Source organism: Bartonella sp. AP57NXGY (assembly GCF_042195805.1).
Taxonomy (GTDB): Bacteria; Pseudomonadota; Alphaproteobacteria; order Rhizobiales; family Rhizobiaceae; genus Bartonella.
On the sequence record NZ_JBHIOZ010000724.1, the window covers coordinates 1 to 501 of the forward strand.

The window sequence follows — 501 nt, forward strand, 5'->3', positions numbered from 1 at the left end:
AACCCAACCTTTTTTCTGTAAGAAGAGAATGAACTGTTTTGGTTGCATCTCGAGTATTTTAGCGGCTTCTGTAAGACCGAAGAGTCCATCATGGCGCTGTAAGCTTTCAAGAGCCATTGCCTTTGGTTTTAAATTTGCAATAATGTTATCTTTTTGTTCATTTTCATTTTTGAGATACGTTAAAACACCAAGCATAACTTGAGGACTTGAGTAGTCGATTTGTGGTATTGCTGCTTGCTTTTCCAATTCTTGCCAACGGTCTATAATCCTAGCACGTAATGTCATGCTGTAACCGGAAACTAAGATAAGGCATTCACGCTTAGGGAGGTTGTAACAGTTTTGGGGCTTACCCTGTTTATCTAAATAGGTGGATCCAAATTTGGATTGACCCCCTTCAGGATATAATTCTCCTAACATTTGTCGAATATCACGCATAATATGCGCATGTTGCTTACCGCATAACTCTGCAATTTCACGACTAGACATCGTTTGAACTGTTGT

At 39.3% G+C, this 501-nt stretch carries 1 protein-coding gene; it reads right to left on the reverse strand.

Going from position 1 to position 501, the window contains the following annotated elements:
- Positions 1 to 501: Rha family transcriptional regulator (locus tag ACFIL8_RS12810; protein WP_375690167.1), on the reverse strand; the 501-nt coding region annotated here is incomplete at both ends.